The organism is Oceaniferula flava (genome assembly GCF_016811075.1).
Taxonomy (GTDB): Bacteria; Verrucomicrobiota; Verrucomicrobiia; order Verrucomicrobiales; family Akkermansiaceae; genus Oceaniferula; species Oceaniferula flava.
Window position 1 is genome coordinate 1 of the sequence record NZ_JAFBGL010000004.1, and the last position, 15757, is coordinate 15757.

Genomic DNA, 15757 nt, shown 5'->3' on the forward strand with positions numbered 1-15757 from the left:
GAGCTTGCGCCCTCTAAAAAAAGTAACTGTTAGGCTATAGTGAAAATGAATTTTCAACTTTGCTTTTGACATACCTTCTCATGGAAGAGTTTGCAATCTTCGTCGGTGCAAGGGCCATCGAAGCGCCAGCCCCCCTAGGGATGCAAATCCTTCACTACACCACTCAGCGAAACTGCAGGTCAGGCGATCCTCCCCCCACCAAACGGCAAGCGCCCAAGACGCAAAAAACCACACAGGGGAACCCCGTGTGGTTACATGCTAATCAGCGTGAGAAGGCTTAGCCCTCCTTGCCGAATTTCTTGAAGACTTCCTCGTGGGCATTCATTTTTTTGCCGAACTCTTGCAGGGCTTCACCCATGATTTTCATCGCTTCCGGCTTGCCGGCCAGGCCCTTCATGGCATTGCCAATTTTTTCGCCATTGGCTTCCATGGCCTTGTCCATTTTCTCATCGAGTGCTGTTTTCTCATCGGCGCTGGGCTCTTCGAGAGCGTCGAGTCGGGCGACAATGTCATCGATTTCCTCGCTGAGGGAATCGATTTTCTCCGCAGCCGCCTCGGCACTTTCTTTGTCCGTGGCAGATTCAACGGCCGTGATGACCGCGTTAAATTTGTTCAGCAGTTCATCGGTGACGGATTCGGCGGTGTCCTTTTTACCGCAAGAAGCGAATAGCATCGCCAAGGCGACAGAACTGAGGAGGGATAGTTTTGATAGGGTTTTTTTCATCTTATTGGTGGTTGGTGTTTGGGTAGTCGCAGGTCGTCGTGCCTGGAGCAGTTAGACGCCCGACCATCCACCTTATGCAAAAAAACAATCATTCGGAGAGTGAAATCATCTGATTTTTTCGCCTGATTCAGATGATCAAACAATCATGAAACACGAAAATCCAGCCCCCCATCCACGGTCAATGGGTGATACAGGCTCACATTTCCAGACTAATGCGAGGTGGCGCATTGTTGATACGCCGGCAGCGTGTGCCAGAGAATTTGATGAATCCGATCTTTCTCCCGATCACTCAGCACAGGTAGGCCTGCTGGGGTTAGATCCTTGTTCAGGATGGCGTGGAGCTGCTGCAGGGTTTGCATTTTCAGAGGTTCCGGAAGCATCTTGAACGAGGCGCTGCGGATCATGTAGCTGCACCGATATTTGAAGAGCCGCTTTTGCAAACGCAGATCGCGCAGTGACCAGCCGTTATACTCCACGCCACGCTCTTTGAAGTCCCGCACGTAATCTTTTCTGCCCTGCACCGCGTCCCCAGCCAAGGGAAGCTCATTGGCAAACAGCAGGACGCCGAGGATTTTGTCCACATGAGCCTGTATGATTTTCGCGGAGGCGTCATCGGTCGGGTCAAATTGGCCGTCGTGCATCGCCTTGCTCAGATACTCATAGCGCAGAAAATTCATCCTCGCGGCGGTCATGACATTATGCGCCTCGATCTGATGCTCCATGATCATCAGGGCAACGATGTCACTGGTGTCGGTGAGGTAATGCTCGGTATCGAGATACTGCGAAAGGTCACCGACATTCTGCCCGTCTTGCTCGCGGAAAACCGCTTTGCCGTCTGGGTCTGTTTTCAGCCATTGATTTCCCAGATGACGCTTGGCACCATGGCTGCCGGTCACATACCAATCGCCCCAACGTTCGGACAAGGGGCTGGATGGCGTGGTGGTGAACGATCCCCAATCCAGCTGCGGCTGCCCGCCTGCATCCGCAAAGACGGACCGGACGAGCAAGCCGGGCACATCCGACGTGTTGGCATTGGCATGGCAGCTTAGGCAATCGTTCGATCTGAGAAAGCGCCTCTCCTTCGCGGGGCCTGAGGGGTCGAGGCTGTAAAACATCATGCCACTCGGGTCATCACAGGCGATCACTTCGATGATGCCCCCTGGCACGTAACCCACGTAAAAATCTTGATTGAAATACAACACCCGCGGATTTTTGGGGCCGATCAGGTCACGCTGCATGCTGGTTTTTGAAAAGACCAAAGTCTGTGAAGACAGGGGGATGTTGAGCTCGTCCAGAAGGGCTTTGAGAAGCTGTTTAGGATCGCTGCCCGGAAGCGTGCGGCGCTGTTCTTCGATCGCCGCTTGCAGCCGCGAGATGGTATTGTTTTCAACCGCTTGATCGTAGTACAAGGGAGCCAGATTATACGATGGCTGAATTTGAGCTGCCCCCTGACTCATCGTCATCACCAGCAAAGTGCCGATGAACCGAGCCAAACCCATTCCTCCCGGAGATGGGCGCTTGTTTCGTGAGGGGATCAAATGCATTCGCTTGCTACGGTCTTGATCATTCTTACTTGTTCGAGCACGTATCATTTCATCATTAATTTACCACCGCTGCGCCAATTCTCTCCACGGCCAGTGATCGCTTGAAAGTTCTCGATTAAAACCCTAGTAAACTGGTCGAACAGCTCTTGAACAACCGAAGCCCCAAACTCATCCATGGAAAAATCCCTCGCCAAGAAACTTTACGTCCCCAGCCTCATCGGCAGCCTCATCGCGATCTTCGCCGTGGCTGCGATGCCCTACCTCGGTGAGGTCGGCATGGCCAATCCCAAATCCGCCGACGAGTTCGGCCTCTGGGTGAACTTTCTCGGTCGGTTCCACCCGCTGTTCCTGCACCTGCCCATCGGCGCGCTGATGCTGGTCTTTGTGATGGAGGGAGCCAAATTGCTCAGCTTTGGAAAATACCGCCCGAACACGACCATGGCTCTTTTTTTTGCCTCGGCGACAGCGGTCTTTGCGGTGGTCTTCGGCTACTGCCTCTACCTCACCGGCAGCTTCGAAGGCGAGCTGATCGAGGAGCACAAGCGCGATGGCATCATCTTCACCATCGCGGTGATCATCGCCTTCATCATCAGATACACTGCCTATCTGAAACCCGGCGTGGCCTTCTTCAAACCTCTCTACGGCATCACCCTGCTCGCCAGCGGTGCCGTGATGATCAGCGCCGGTCACCACGGCGGAGAGATCACCCACGGCGATCCGATGAATGCTCTGCCGTCGAAAATCTTGGAAAAACGTGAGGCCGTGACCTCTGCCCCGGTGATCGTGGATCCGGTGGTCTACACCGACATCGTGCACTCGATTCTCGCCGAGAAATGCATCAGCTGCCACGGACCGGACAAGCAGAAGAGCGGCCTCCGGGTGGATACCTACGCCTACATGTTGGAAGGTGGCGAGGAGGACGAGTGCCTGGTGCCCGGCAGCGTGGAAGAAAGCGGCCTGATCACCTCCCTCCATCTGCCGATGGATGACGATCTGCACATGCCACCCGAAGGGAAAAAGCAGCTCAGCGCAGAGGAAATTCAAATCCTCGAGTGGTGGGTGAGAAGCGGAGCACCTGAAACCGCCCGCCTCAGTGAGGTAGAGGTCACCCCAGAGGTCGAAGCCGCCCTGAGCACGCTGGTCACTCCCGAGGAACGCGAACGCCGCGCCCAGGCTGCGGAAGCCGCGAAGCAATCCGAGACCGCCGCCGATGCCAAAAAGCGCGCAGCCCTCGCATCCGCACTGAAATCGGTCAACGACAAGTTCCCCGGCTCCTTGACTTACATCGCGCAGGACACCACCGACCTCGCCTTCACCGTGGTCAGCTTCCGCAAATCCTTCGGCGATGCCGATCTCAGCAACCTCGATGGGGTCGCTGAGGCCGTGACTGAAATCGATCTCGGTGCCTCCCAAGTCACCGATCAAGGTATCGCCAAGCTGGCCGCCTTTCCCAATCTCCGCACCATCAAACTCAATGGCACAGCCGTCAGTGACAAGGGACTGCAGGCGCTCGCCGGATTGGAACATCTGGAATCCGTGAACCTCTATAACACCGCCATCACCGATGCCGGACTCAAAGCGCTGCACGGCAAAACCAAGCTGGTCAAAGTCTACCTCTGGCAAACCCAAGTCACCGGTGCCGGGGTCAAGGAGCTCGAGCAATCGTTGCACACCGCCCAATCCGGTGTGACCCAGCCAGACGGAACGCCTCGCAAAGCCGAAATCATCCGCGGCACAACGGGCTGAGCCAACCAAGCTCCCGATCGCAGGCTGACCCCCAGCTTGGTAGCTCCACCGACAAATCCTTGCCGTCTGAAATGCGGCGATTAGATTTCCCCCATGGACTCACTCACCCAGGCCGCCCTCGGAGCCTTATGCGGAGAACTCACCCTGCGGAAACAGCTGGGCTGGAAGGCTCCGGCGTGGGGATTTTTCTTCGGCACCCTGCCGGACCTCGATGTGATCGCCTCGCCATTCCTCGAGCCGCTCGAGCGACTCGGCTGGCACCGGGGATTATCCCACTCGGTGCTGGTGATGATCGTCGCCACCGTGGTCTTTGGCTACCTGCTGGCGAAACTGCACCGGAACAAGGGCGTCACGCCGGTGCAGGCCGGGGGCTTTGTTTTCCTCACCTGGAGCACTCACGTGGCCATCGATTGTTTCACCACCTACGGCACCCAGATTTACGAGCCGTTCAACAATGCCCGGGTGGCCTGGAACAATATGTCGATCATCGACCTCTCCTTCACCGTGCCCATGCTGATCGCTCTTGTGGCCGTGCTTTTTCACGATAAGGAGTCGCGGAAAAGGACGTGGATCGGGCGGAGTGCCGCCATCTGGCTGTGCTTTTACGTTGCCGCCAGCTTCTCCCTGAAACATCTGGCGAACTGTCACTTCGAGCAACAACTCGCCGCCAAAGGCATCGCCGTGGAGAGGATGATGACCGCCCCCACGCTCTCGAACATCTTCCTCTGGCGCATGCTGGCGGAGTCCGATGGCCACTACTACATTTCCTACTGGTCGGTCTTCGACGGCCCCGATCGTGACGACGATCTCGACCACTTTCCCACCGGCCACCAGCACCTCGCTGACTTTGCCGAGAGCGCGGAGGTGCAGAAGCTGATCTGGTTCTCCCAAGGCTGGCATCAGGTCGTCCCCGTCAAAGACGATCCAGATTCCCTGCTGCTCATCGACATGCGCTTCAGCGAATCCCACTCACCGCAGAAAAAGATCCCCGCCTTCGCCTGGCAAGTCACCCGCAACGGAAGCGCCACTGAGTTCCACAACGTCTCCTACCGCAAAGGCATCCAGGTCAAAAAAACCCTCGCCTTCCTAGGCCAGCGCATCCAAGGCCGCGCACCCAACTGGATGCATGGCCAATGGCCCTGGGAGTAAACCACGAAGCAGAACGGAACGGAGCATGGACATTCCTGTCCATGGGCAACCCCAGCACGATGCTCATGGACAGGAATGTCCATGCTCCGCTCCTCTCACTCCACTGGAAATGTCAAAAATGGCTGGATCTTTTCCAGGGTCTTCTTCCCGATCCCCGGAACCTTCAGTAAATCGGTCGACCGCCGATAGGGGCGCCCCGCGATGATCCGGTTAGCCGTGACCTCGCCGATGCCAGGGATCGCCATCAGCTCGTCCTTCGCCGCCTTGTTCACTGCCACCACTTGCGGATCTTTCCCCATCCCAATGCGGTCTTCCCGCTCTTCCTCACGCTGAGCCTGGCGCTCGTCAGGGAGTCTTTGCCAATCGGTGTGCTGCCAGACGCCCGCCCCTCGCTTGGCCGCCTGCAGCTCCAAATCATCAAGATAGGCCGCGTAGTCTTTTGCCGGCTGCCCTTCAGGAGTCATCCGCTCCACGCCAAAGGCACGAGCCAAACCCAGACGCACCAACTCGGCCGCCAAATCCTTGCCGTCAGCAGTGACCACAAAGGCGTAGACACGCTTGAATTTTGGGTCGCCCCGACCATCGGCAAAGGAGGTGTATACGGTGAACGGATTGGCTAACAGCTGCCGTGTTTGCTCGGTGGCTTTTTTGCCGTAGGAAAGTGCCAGCTCGATCGATTCCCTCGACGAGCCCTTTTTACTGATGCCGAAATACCGCCGCTGCGCCCGCACGCGCCGACCATCGGTCGCATTGCGAATCGCCGATTCCACACAATCCGCCCCATAAAGTCGCACCGTGATTTCGCGAGCGTTCCACCCCTTCTTGTCCCCATCCGCTAGCTTCTCAGGGATATGAATCCGGAAACTATCCCCGTCCGCCCACTCGGTAGGCACCAAGGTGCAGTTCTCAATCTTCACCAGTGGCGCCGCCTGAACCACGCCACCAAAGACACACAGCACGCCCAAACACAACGCCCTAACAAGAACCATCCGCACCGAGATCCGCATCATTTGCATAAAAGAACTACTATCCCCCAGCCTACCAGCTTGCAAGAAATCCCCCGCCCGCCTATGACCATGGATTACATTAATCACGATGCAACAGGCTGCTGAGCATTGGCGACAGCTTCTCGCAGGTCTGTTATCTCAACTATCTTCTTCGTGTACATATTATTGTTAGAAGCGGTGATAAGCAGGTTTTCTTTCGCTCGGGTCATGCCAACATAGAGGAGCTTGGTCATTTCCGAACATCTATTCTCCGCCTCTGAAACATGACCCACCCCGATGATAATGACTCTCTTGAATTCGAGCCCTTTGCTACTTTTTGCTGATACGATGCTTACCTGATCTGTATGAGGATCGTATGCCGCTTTGCTCTTTTTCTGATCCATCAACAAGCACTTGATCGCCTCCCTCTGTAAACTATCGGCTACTTTCTTGCCGTGACTTCGGTTGATATAAATCACCGCCATGTCGCTAAGTTTTTCACCCTTTTGATTCCATTGATGAATACAGCGAACGGCGAAGTCGACCTCATCCTCAAGGTTAGTCCTGGGTTTAAAGACAGGCTGCGGCCCAGAAACGCCCGCCGTTTCGGGAGCGATCAAGGGAATGTGATCTTCATCTGCATCGGTAGGCGTGAGGAAGCTCTCGGCAAAACGATAGGCAAAGTCCAGTATCTCACGTGTATTTCGGTAATTTAAACGCAGCACCGTCGTCCGTCCTTGTGCTTTGATACCAACACTAGAAAGGCTAAAATCAAGGCCTCCCTGCTTCTTGTAAATGGATTGGGCATCATCGTAGAGCAGCAACAACGAATCCGTGGCTGGATCGACCATTTGCGTGACAATTTTCAACCACTCAGGCTCAAAATCCTGACCTTCGTCGATCATGATGGCTCCATACTGAGCCCTTGGAATCAAACCTTTTTCTACCCCATGAATCACAGACTCCACTTGTCGTTCATACGCCTGACCTCCGGTTTTGAGCGTCTCCACGTTGTAAGTTTCAAGCTGCAGCTTACACCATTCATGAAAGTGGTGCACATGCACTTTGTCTTCGATGCCGTTTCTGGTGATGAACGATCTCAGATATGACGCGAGCGTGACATTGTAACAGAGCACCAGAATCGGTTTGTGCAGCGAACTTGCGAGCTGCTGACAGCGGAACCCCAAAATCAACGTTTTGCCAGAACCCGCCACTCCGTGTATCACACGGTGGCCACTTCCTAAACTACGCGCGAGTTGTTCCTGCTGAATATCCATCACCCTCACGATGTCAGGGATATCGATTTTGATTTCATCTGCAGGTTCCGAGTTATCTGCAAACAAATCAGTTTGAACCGGATTGATTCGAACCTCAGGAAAAATATGCCACCTCACCCTGTCCAACTGAGGTAAGGACAACGGTGCGCCGAAACTGTAACTGAACATTCCCCATAGCTTTTCTTGGAAACCCAGTGGATCGACGGACTCGGTCATCTCGTCTTTGGTAATCACTAGTTGCTCAGGCAACACTTCGCGCTGCTCATCCTCCGAGAAGGTATCGTTGAGTTGCTTCCTTGTGATGTTGGGCAGCACCGTGCCGTAACCGTAGGGCATGCAGAGTTTACCTTGGTAACTCCCTTCACCTTGGATCAGTGCTGGATCCAGAGCGAGCCGATTCACCAACTGCATCAAACATTGCCGCGCCTGTTCAAGAGGATTTGCCATTACTTTCGGTTTACCTCCGAATTGAATGGTGACCCGCTGTTTGTCGATGTTGACGAACTCGTGAATTTTCCAATCTTTGACCTCCAACAAAAGCAACCCGCGACTGGGATGCAAAATGACAAAGTCAGGATACCTCCTCATGTCACCAACGGGAACATCATACCAACACAGGTAGTCATCCTCCAAATGGCTCTCAACACGTCGACCGAAACGGCGCTCGCCAGGAGTTACAGCTCCTTTCGTGCGCGATATTGTGTTGAGGATTTTGGCCATATTCGTCTAAGAGAGAGTGTATTTAATTCATACTGAATATCAATCTGAAAACTGATAGATAGCCCACCATCAAGACAGGCTGCAGCCAACTTAGCTTCGTAGAAAAAGGCATCTCGAATAGGTGTGAAATTTTTCACGGCGTTTGAAGCTGCGTCAATTCTCACATTTGCTTGGCGGAGAAGTATGATCATTTCCTTGTCGATGTAGCCATTGATTCGAGATTACCTTGAAAAGGAGTTAGTTCTTCAGCGAATCCTAGCGAAGGGAATAATCTAAGGACGAGACTACGCGCCTGCACGTAGGTGCTACGATCTGCCATGTGTTCTAATAAACCGTTAGAGTCGACTCCATATATGCCATAAATCGGTAATAACGGACGTGGGGAGGCGATAATATGATCGGCGGTAATCGGACTATACGATCTCCCGTCCAAACTTAGGTGGACAACCTCAATCCTCACTTTCTCAAACCTTTCTCCAAGTGACGGATTCAAAACTTCGAGGCACAATGGCAGGGGCAAGGCGTCGGAATAGTAAATATGACACCCCAACCTTAAAGCAACCCGAAGGCAATCGTGAGTATCAAAATCCATGAGCCCACCTACAGTGACTATTTCTAGCAAAACAGAACCAAAATTTTCATGCAGGAAATATGGCCAAACCTCGGTGCTACTTTCAAAACACACATGTACACATGCCCAATTTTCAAACTCTGTGGCGATATTCATAGCGTGGCGCATCAGACAGTCCGCACCATGGAAATGGTCAGAGATTGACCATGCCCTAGATCCCTTCTCAAGCGCATGACATGCTTCCCAGATTGACATTGCAGCTCCCAATATACCGGCTGAGTCAGGTTGTTCGTTACAGTTCATTGTTGAATAAATAGCCCTTCATGTTAGATCTTCCTCGTGCGTGCTAAACCTGTGCCATGGACCCGAGAGCATCTGCTCATAGCAATGAACCTGTATTGCAAATTGCCCTTCGGAAGTTTTGATAAAAGTAATGCTTTAATCATCGATGTAGCTCAGAAAATGGGGAGAACGGCTAGTAGTCTCGCAATGAAGCTCTCTAATCTGGCCTCCCTTGATCCAGTGCACACTGCGCGAGGAATTTCGGGACTCGCAGGTGCGTCAAAAAAGGATCGCGCTATATGGGAGGAGTTTCATTCCAATTTAACCGAACTGGCTGCGGACAGCGAAGTTCTGTTTCAAGATCTCTTCAATGCAGGAAATGATACACAGGTAGAAGTTGTATCCCCAAGCAGCTACGAGTTGAAAACATTGCCAACTAGCACTGAAACAACTGCAACCATCCGTGTGAGGCGGGGTCAAAATTTTTTCCGGCAGAGCTTGTTGGCCGCTTACGGTGGCCGCTGCTGTGTAAGTGGACTGAGTATCCGTCCGATGCTCATAGCCAGTCATATCAAACCGTGGGCCAAATTTCCTACTGATAGAATGAACTTGCGAAACGGGCTTTGCCTATCCTCCATCCATGATGCCGCTTTTGATAATGGTTTGATTACTTTTAGTCCTAACTTCGAATTGATCCTTGGTAAGAAACTTAAAAGCGTTGGTTCGGAACCGTCTGTGGTCGCCAATTTCGGCAATTATGAGGGAGCTCCATTGCGGCTTCCCGAAAAGCTGGCAGAACCTGATCCAGAATTCATGAATTACCATCGCGAAGCCATTTATTTGGGTTAGCTTTTGTAGGAATTTAAACATTTCGACATCATACCGATTCGGCAGGATCCGTCTACGGACTATAAGTATCTATTTTAGTCTGAAATAGACATTGAAGAGGGAGTTCCTCGAATTTCAGACTTATCTCTGAGCTCGAGCCCCGGAATATTTTGACTACTCAGCCGGAGTCAGCTCGACTTCAAGGCGGTAGAAGCTGCGGGGGCCGCGGGGTGGGACGGGGATGCGGAACCATTGGAAGCCGCCTTCGGCGTCGACTTGGTGGCTGGTTTCGGAGCGCCAGTCGTCTGGCTCGAGGGAGGCGGTGGATTTAAGGGAGTAGGTGTAGCCGGCTTCGCCGGGGAAGATGATGACGGGGCCGACGTCGAGGTCGCCGATGGGGGTGACGCCGGGGTCGTCGCTGAGCTCGATGTCTATTTCTACGGCACTGCCGATGACCGGGCCGATAGTGGCGATGGAGTAGCGCCAGAAGGCGTAGTTTTCGATGTCGGTGGCGTAGTCGGGAGCGTGGGTGAGCTCGAGCTCGTTCAGCACAGCGTAGAAGTGGAGGATGGACGGCCACATTTCGCCGGGCCATCCCTTGGGCTGGATGGCGATGCGGGCGAAGCCTGGGAAACTGCCGGTGCGCTCGTAAAGGGTGGCGTCCTCCAGCGCTGGCACGTTGTCCTTGGAAAAGGTCATGACCGAGACGCCGGTGAGGGAGGCTCCGATGGCGGCAAACCAGGTGTCGCGGTCGGCGGCATCGGCCCAGGCGACGGAGCCACCGTCGGCGGGCAGCTTGTCCCAGAAGAATGGGATGTCGGCGTAGATGGGGATGCTGGCGTAGCCGTTGTCGTCTAGCAGGGTGCGAATGGCGGTGTAGGTATCGGCGAGGTCGTCTAACAATGCGCGACGGGTGGCGGAGGAGATGTCCCAGTCGGACAGCCCCTGGGGTTCGAGATCGAGGTGGAGGGCATCGAATTGTTTGCCGGGAGTGGCGGCATAGGAGTCGTTGAAATCGATGAAGCGGTCTTGCACTTTATCGAGCAGGTCGGCGACCCAGACAGGGTCGTTGACCTCGTAGCCGGAGAGCAGCAGCTGGGACTGGACACCGGCGTCATTGAGCTTGAGGTTCCAGTCGGCAATGACGGTGGGTTCGGAGACGGGGCGGTTTTGATAACTGCCGTAAACACGTTTGACGGCGTGGCTGGTAAAGAAGCTGATGGTTTCGTCCTCGGCGGCAGCATCACCGACAACCACGCTGGAGCCGTAGGGGCTGGGACCGGCGGGCGTGGTGGTATTGCCCCAGAACCAGACGCCGCGGTCGAGTGCCGCGTGCATGGGGGTGACGAGCAGGAGCAGGGCGATGAGTGGACGCAGCATGGGATTGCACAGGGTGATTACTCTATGTTTACTCAATTGTGTGCGGGGGATCAAATCCTATCTTGGGAGGTGGCCTGCGGCGCTGGACAGAATTGACAGAATTTTTCAGAATTTAGCTGGGGTTGATTCTGACCTTGGCTTGCCGGTGACAGGAATGATCCACCCTCCTTAGTTACGGCTTTGCCATCGAAAGAGATGTAGCTCTGTTTACAACAAATGGGTTCAAGAATCGGCGCGGCTTAGCTCATCGAGATCGGCCAAATCTTGGGGTCTTCCGGCGGTTTTCTTGGCAGTGATGATATCGGCCTTGCACAGGTAATAAATTGGAAAATCGTTTTCTTGGGAGATGACTTTGTTTTCCCAAGAAGGCGCAAATTCTAAGCCGGAGATGGTTGTCAGGAAATCGATCTCACACGGTGGCACTCCGATGCTGAATTGAGTTTTCGGCTGGGCGAAATCGGATTCCGTCACTCCGATCATGGGGATGCCGAAAGCGAGGAATGCCCTCATCAGCTTGCGTGCATTTTTGTCCGAAGGTTCCAGCCAAATATCAATATCCTTGGTGTAGCGCGGCTGCGTGTGATGCATGACCGCATAGCCTCCTGCTACGAGGTAGCGGACTTCACAGTCGTGTAAGCTTTGTAACAGATCTTTGAAGTCGGAGTTCATGTTCTTTTGCGCCTTTCATATCCACCCAATAGCCTACGACGAGTTCCCAAGCCGCCTTACGGCGCGCCGAACCGCTGACAGCCTGCCAGTCCCTAATCTGGGCATTTCGCTGCTCGTCGAATGAAGAATACTTCCTCACTTTCCAATGCGAGCGATCTTTTACCGGAGCAGCCATGGGTGAATTTTAACCCAGCAAGAGATTGGGAGCAAGCTCTCACACTGGCGAAGGAATTTGGCTTTTGCGTGTTTTGCGATTTTATGACTTAAAGTTTTGGCGCTTGGGTTGCCGGTGGACAGGAATGATCCACCCTCCTTAGTTACACGCTTCGCGTTATGAACTCCAGGAGCTGTTAAGAAAGCCGGCCAGCTTTACCGCCCAATGACTTTCCGTGTATTCCGTCCTTTTTGCCATAGGGCTGTCTCCGCTCTGCTCCGGCTGTGGTTCAAAAATAGAAATAACAACCCCAGAAAAAAATTCGCCCAATTAGTAAGATTCGCGGTTAAAAAATGCTTCTTTCCTCAGCCCCATGTTAGACCTTCGTGGGGTCCATTTCTCGGCCTCTTAACCAGCCTGTGAGTGACAGCCTGGGGACTTTGGCGGGGAGGACTTCGTGCCAGAAGTCGGCGCTGCGGAAGGCGACGATGGTGCCGGCGGTGGGGGCGATGTCGATGTGCGGGCCGTGCACGCCTTGCTCCGGAGAGGTGTAGAGCCGCAGCTCGCCGCCATCGCCCGGCTGCCACTGGGTGTTGAGGTAGGCGATGATGGTGATCTGGCGGGTCGGTGTGCCGATGTGCTGATCGAGGTGCGGTTTATAAAAGCCGCCGACCGGATACCGGGCGAGATGGCCCTCGTAGGACTCGATCGGAAGAAAGAGCGAGCGGCGCAAATGTTCGCGGATCTGGCGCATGGCGGAGAGCCAGTGGATGACCGCCAGTGAGGGGTCGACGTCTTCCAACCAGAAGATCGAATCCGAGCGGATTTCCGGTTTGCGATCGAGCGCCGCCCCCTGGCCGACGCCGGCGAGCAGGAGGGCATCGGCAGCTTCCTTGGCCTCGAGGATGGCAATCAGCTCGGAGATCGCGGAGGTGGGCATGATCTTGGGGAAGTGCGCGTAGCCGGGCGATGCGATGTGATCGGCCAGCTCATCCATGGGAAAGTGGGAGGCGCTGATCTCGACGAGGGAGCTGAAAAGATTGATCATGAGGTAGTTTGCTATTGGCTCTTATGAGGCTGGATTCCCGCCAGGGTCAAAACAAAACGGACCTCTGGTGAACAATTTCCCGGTCGCCACAGACCACCCCATTTTTCAACCCAATGGCTTACTGGATCGAGCTGTATTGGGTGATAAAAAACCGCTTGGATTGGCGTAAGGGAGCATTAGGATGCCGTGAGGCGGTGTTGCCACTGCCGACCGAGTCCCCCTGCCTTCAACGGTTATCCGTTTTCGAGTTCGAACCATTACAATCCACTATCTGACACCCATGTTTAAATTCACCGCTTCATCAGTGGTTGCCGCCGGCGCGGTGGCGATTGCTGCCACGGGCGCCGTTGCCGCTGAAAAGCAGCCCGCGGCCAAGCCCAACATCCTGTTCTTCTTCTCTGACGATCACGCCGTCAATGCCATCTCCGCCTACGGAGGCCCGCTCAAGGACGTTGCGCCGACGCCGGGGATCGATCGCCTGGCGAACGAGGGCATGATTTCCCACCGCACCTACTGCGCCAACTCCATCTGTGGCCCGTCACGCGCCTGCATCCTCACCGGGAAGCACTCGCACCTGAACGGCTTCATGGACAACAACAACTCGCACTTCGATGGCAAGCAGCAGACCTTCCCCCAGCTGCTGCAAGGCTCCGGCTACCAGACGGCGATGATTGGAAAATGGCACCTGCACTCTGATCCGGTCGGTTTCGACTACTGGGAGATCCTTCCCGGCCAAGGTAACTACTACAACCCGGACATGCTGCAAATGGACGGCAGCAAGAAAAAATACGAGGGGCACGTTAACGACATCGTCACCGAGCGCGGCCTGACCTGGCTGAAAAAAGCGGAGAAAGAGGACAAGCCATTTGTCGCCATGATCCAGTACAAGGCACCGCACCGTAACTGGTCGGGCGCACTGCGTCACATCACCCTTTTCGACGACATCACCATGCCTGAGCCGGACACCTTGTTCGACGATTACTCGAACCGTTCCAAGGCGCTCGGCGAGCAGGCCATGAGTGTGGCCAATCACATGTATTGGGGTCACGACATGAAATTCAACGGGCCCAACCTGTTTCCCAAGCACTTCGCCAGCGGCCTGCCGAACCGCGAATACATGCGCATGAACGACGAGCAGAAAAAAGCCTGGGACAAGGTCTACGAACCAAAGAACCAGAAATTCATCGCCGACATGAAAGCCGGCAAGCTCGACGACAAAGCCATCACCCGCTGGAAATACCAACGCTACATCAAGGACTACCTGCGCTCGATCCGCAGCATGGACGAAGGCATTGGCAAGATCCTCAAGCACCTTGACGACACCGGACTGGCGGACAACACCATCGTCATCTACTCCTCCGATCAAGGTTTCTACCTCGGCGAGCACGGCTGGTATGACAAGCGCTGGATGTTCGAGGAATCCTTCCGCATGCCCTTCCTCGTTCGCTGGCCCGGCGTGATCAAGCCCGGCTCCGTGAGCAAGAGCCTGATCCAGAATATCGACTTCGCACCGACCTTCCTCGAGCTCTGCGGCATGGACATCCCCAGCGACATCCAAGGCAAGTCGCTGGTGCCTGTTTTCAAAGCCAGCGGCAAAGAAGTCGACGGCTGGCGTGATGCCATTTACTACCGCTACACGGGCGAAAGCACCCACGCTGTGGCGGCGCACGACGGTGTCCGCACCGATCGCTACAAGCTCATGTGGCTGCCCGAGACCAAGGAGTGGCAGCTCTTTGACCTGGAGAAAGATCCTCAGGAAATGAAATCGCTGCACAACGATCCGGAATACGCGCAAGTGCTCGCGGACATGAAGAAAAAGCTCGATGAAATCCGTGAGAAGTATGACGTCCACAATGCCGTGATCCCCGAGTCACGCAACCAGGCCAAGTGGTGGAAACAACGCCAGGAGAAAGTCAACAAGCTGGCTGCCGAAGGACCGAAGGACCTGATCTTCGTGGGCGACTCCATCACCCAAGGATTCGAACGCGCCGGCAAGGCCGCATGGGATGAATACTATGCCGACCGCAACGCGCTGAACCTCGGATTCTCTGGCGACCGCACCGAGCACATCCTCTGGAGACTCAACAATGGCAACCTGCGCAAGCAGCAAAAAGCCAAGGTCGTGGTCCTCATGGCCGGCACTAACAACACCGGTCACCTGAAGCAAGATCCGGCAGAAACCGCTCAAGGGATCAAGATGATCGTCTCCACCATCCGCGCCCGCTGCCCGCAGGCGAAGATTCTGGTGCTCGGCGTCTTCCCACGCGGCGAGAAGCCATCGCACCCGCTGCGCAAGATCAACGAGCAGATCAACGAACGCATCGCCAAGCTGGCCGACGGCGAACGCATCCACTTCCTCGACATCTCCGACAAGTTCCTCGATGAAAATGGCGTGCTGACCAAGGAAATCATGCCGGACTCCCTGCATCCCAAGCAGAAGGGCTACGACATCTGGGTGAAAGCCATGGAGCCTACGCTCAACAAGCTTGGCATCGCCCCGCTGAAAGAAGCCGCCGCTGCGGAGTAAGCATTGAGATCCATTTTATTCGAAGACCGGGTAGAGATGCCCGGTCTTTTTTTGTGCCCCTGTGTAGTGATGACAGCTGACCGGTGAGGGCTCTGCTGGGGGTGGTGTAGCGAAGCTTTTGCAAGCTTCGACGGGGTGCGGTTTCAGTCACC

11 protein-coding genes are annotated in these 15757 nt (G+C 54.8%); 4 read left to right on the top strand and 7 right to left on the bottom strand.

Features of this window, described 5'->3' with window-relative positions; genetic code table 11:
- Positions 1-277 precede the first annotated feature (277 nt).
- Together JO972_RS07085 and JO972_RS07090 are read right to left on the bottom strand one after the other, a co-directional pair.
- Positions 278-724 carry a hypothetical protein gene (locus JO972_RS07085; RefSeq protein WP_309489325.1) on the bottom strand — a complete coding sequence of 149 codons (447 nt, stop codon included), beginning with the start codon at positions 722-724 and terminating at the stop codon, positions 278-280.
- 209 nt (positions 725-933) lie between these two features.
- Positions 934-2268, bottom strand: coding sequence for a hypothetical protein (locus JO972_RS07090; RefSeq protein ID WP_309489326.1), 1335 nt, complete (start codon positions 2266-2268; stop codon positions 934-936).
- Positions 2269-2442: 174 nt separating this feature from the next.
- Here JO972_RS07090 and JO972_RS07095 point away from each other — a divergent pair, with 174 nt between their 5' ends.
- Both JO972_RS07095 and JO972_RS07100 read left to right on the top strand, forming a co-directional pair.
- Entirely contained in the window at positions 2443-4014 is a 1572-nt protein-coding gene (locus JO972_RS07095) for a c-type cytochrome domain-containing protein (protein ID WP_309489327.1), read from the top strand.
- Between the two features lie 93 nt (positions 4015-4107).
- On the top strand, positions 4108-5163 hold the full coding sequence (locus tag JO972_RS07100) for a metal-dependent hydrolase (protein WP_309489328.1): 1056 nt from the start codon (positions 4108-4110) through the stop codon (positions 5161-5163).
- A gap of 95 nt (positions 5164-5258) precedes the next feature.
- Here JO972_RS07100 and JO972_RS07105 read toward each other — a convergent pair whose 3' ends face one another.
- Positions 5259-6122, bottom strand: coding sequence for a helix-hairpin-helix domain-containing protein (locus JO972_RS07105; RefSeq protein WP_309489329.1), 864 nt, complete (start codon positions 6120-6122; stop codon positions 5259-5261).
- A gap of 131 nt (positions 6123-6253) precedes the next feature.
- Positions 6254-8146 (bottom strand): 3'-5' exonuclease, encoded by a 1893-nt coding sequence (locus JO972_RS07110; RefSeq protein WP_309489330.1) that lies wholly within the window; start codon positions 8144-8146, stop codon positions 6254-6256.
- Between the two features lie 910 nt (positions 8147-9056).
- On the opposite strand from JO972_RS07110, the gene JO972_RS07115 reads away from it, so the two are divergent.
- Entirely contained in the window at positions 9057-9848 is a 792-nt protein-coding gene (locus JO972_RS07115; RefSeq protein WP_309489331.1) for an HNH endonuclease, read from the top strand.
- A 153-nt stretch (positions 9849-10001) separates the two neighbouring features.
- Here the strand turns inward: JO972_RS07115 and JO972_RS07120 are convergent, their stop codons facing one another.
- From JO972_RS07120 to JO972_RS07130, 3 genes are all read right to left on the bottom strand, one after another.
- The gene (locus tag JO972_RS07120; RefSeq protein WP_309489332.1) at positions 10002-11207 is read right to left on the bottom strand and encodes a hypothetical protein; all 1206 of its coding nucleotides are present in this window, start codon (positions 11205-11207) and stop codon (positions 10002-10004) included.
- 222 nt (positions 11208-11429) lie between these two features.
- The gene (locus tag JO972_RS07125) at positions 11430-11876 is read right to left on the bottom strand and encodes a DUF6036 family nucleotidyltransferase (protein ID WP_309489333.1); all 447 of its coding nucleotides are present in this window, start codon (positions 11874-11876) and stop codon (positions 11430-11432) included.
- Positions 11877-12406: 530 nt separating this feature from the next.
- Positions 12407-13078: a 2OG-Fe(II) oxygenase gene (locus tag JO972_RS07130; protein WP_309489334.1), complete on the bottom strand. Its 672-nt coding sequence runs from the start codon at positions 13076-13078 to the stop codon at positions 12407-12409.
- A gap of 280 nt (positions 13079-13358) precedes the next feature.
- Here JO972_RS07130 and JO972_RS07135 point away from each other — a divergent pair, with 280 nt between their 5' ends.
- Positions 13359-15605 (top strand): sulfatase/phosphatase domain-containing protein, encoded by a 2247-nt coding sequence (locus tag JO972_RS07135; protein ID WP_309489335.1) that lies wholly within the window; start codon positions 13359-13361, stop codon positions 15603-15605.
- Positions 15606-15757: the final 152 nt, after the last annotated feature.